Origin of the sequence: Coleofasciculus sp. FACHB-712 (assembly GCF_014695635.1) — a bacterium.
In the GTDB taxonomy this organism is placed as follows: domain Bacteria; phylum Cyanobacteriota; class Cyanobacteriia; order Cyanobacteriales; family FACHB-T130; genus FACHB-T130.
Genome location: NZ_JACJOQ010000268.1, coordinates 1 through 1817 on the forward strand (window position 1 = coordinate 1; position 1817 = coordinate 1817).

Annotated in this window: 2 protein-coding genes and 1 pseudogene; 1 reads left to right on the plus strand and 2 read right to left on the minus strand. The window is 44.5% G+C overall.

What is annotated here, in order from left to right; genetic code table 11:
• Nucleotides 1-87 (minus strand): annotated as a pseudogene (locus H6F50_RS26975) (peptide deformylase); the annotation flags it as partial.
• A gap of 125 nt (nt 88-212) precedes the next feature.
• Nucleotides 213-1088: a GNAT family N-acetyltransferase gene (locus tag H6F50_RS07460; RefSeq protein ID WP_190428026.1), complete on the minus strand. Its 876-nt coding sequence runs from the start codon at nt 1086-1088 to the stop codon at nt 213-215.
• A 178-nt stretch (nt 1089-1266) separates the two neighbouring features.
• On the opposite strand from H6F50_RS07460, the gene H6F50_RS07465 reads away from it, so the two are divergent.
• On the plus strand, nt 1267-1817 hold a 551-nt coding region (locus H6F50_RS07465), incomplete at its 3' end, for a permease-like cell division protein FtsX (RefSeq protein WP_190428028.1).

Genomic DNA, 1817 nt, shown 5'->3' on the forward strand with positions numbered 1-1817 from the left:
CTGACGCAGGACGCGATCGCCCATATAGTGAATTTCTAATGGCGGTTTTTCTAACTTTTTCTTTTCGACGGCAACTTCAGTCGTCATAGCATTCTGGCTCGCAGATACAGCTTATATGTTCAATGGGTGGAGTTTTTTTATCTTAACAGTTCTCAGTTGTTGCCTCCCTTACTACTTAACTCACTTACTCTCTTCCCCAACACCTACTTTCATCAACAACGCGCCGAACGCGGTAGCATAAATTTTTCTCCCTCTGCCGCAAATTTCCCCTTCACCATTAGCACCGTCTCATCAAATGCGTGGGGAAACGCCCTGATATCTCCTGCATCCAAAAGTTCAGGGCTAAAGTATATCGTGATGTCTTCAATGGTTTGGGGTATTCTGTCGATAATTTCTTTCAATGGGTATATCTGCGTTGCCACGATATCAAAAAGGTGGAGTTGAGTCTCTTTTATCTCCATGCAAGCGATTAAATCCAAATCTTCTGCATAGTATATAGGGCGACTTCCTTCATTGAAGCAAAATACGGCTTTCTCTTTCACAATTCCAACAATATTAGAAACTGGTATCCGCGTTTCTAACAGTCTATGTAGCAATTTTAAATCCTTGTCATTATCAAAATTCAGGATTCTAAAACTATCCCTGCCGCTCTGGGAATCCCATCTAATTTTAAACACGTATTCTTCGAGTTTCCGAAAGCCGAAAGGCGTATAAAACTCCGGGTTCGGTGTTGTCAATACCAGCGTTCCATAGCGTTTATCGCAATATTCCAGCACCTCCTCCATTACTTCGCGGTAGTAGCCGCGCCTACGAAATTCTGCCCGCGTGCAGACTCCATGTATTCCCCCCACTTTCACCTTTTGTCCCATAATTTGCATAGGAATTTCTAACACTCCTATATGGGTAATAGCTATGTCCTCATGGAAGCGAATAAACGGAGTTGAAGCATCTTCCCAAGCTGCACCTAGTTTTCTCCCGCATTCTGTTAATTCCCCTAGTCCAGGAAATACGATTTCAACCAATTCAAATAACTTATTACTTAAACTGGAGTCAGTAGAGAATGACCGTTTAAAACGATACTGATTCATAACTTAAGCATAATTATCAACCTTCATACTACAAATACTACAACGTCTTAGACTTTCAAGGTAAGCGGGAGCAGTTCGGGAGAGTAGAATCTAATCCAGCTCTAAAATCTATTCTTCAAAGAATCGAACACCCATGCTATAAACTCTCTGATGATGCCTGTGGTTGAGGAGAAAATTCGTGTTTAAATTCCTGAGCAAACTAGACTACCTGCTGCGCGAAACCTTCCTGGGATTGCGGCGTGGAGGTTGGATGAATTGGGCGGCAATCAGTACCGTTACCGTTTTGCTGTTCCTATTCGGCATGAGTTTACAGGCATCCTGGCAGCTAGAACGCCTGCTGACTCAATTTGGGAGCCAGTTGGAAGTATCGGTATATTTAGATCCCGGAGCGCGGGTGGAACTTGTTGCCCCAATCGTGGGAAAAATGCCAGAAGTGGTCGATGTAAAAACCATTTCCAAAGAGCAAGCTTGGGAATCTTTGGTCAAAGAGCTGGGAATGTCAGAGATTGATGGTGCCACCCAGCAACTCGAAGGGAATCCTCTGGTGGATGAGCTGAAAGTCAAGGCGCGGACTTCTGAGGCAGTACCTGTCTTGGCGCAGAAGCTGAGGAAAGTACCAGGGGTAGATGACGTGCAGTATGTCGATGAGGCGGTACAACGGCTGGCTCAGCTCAATAAAGGTTTGAGCTATGTCAGTCTTACGATCACTACTGTCCTAACGATGACCGC

Coding starts and splice junctions, on each gene's coding strand:
- H6F50_RS07460 (WP_190428026.1), bottom strand. CDS start 1,088: ATGAATCAGTATCGTTTTAAACGGTCATTCTCTACTGACTCCAGTTTA.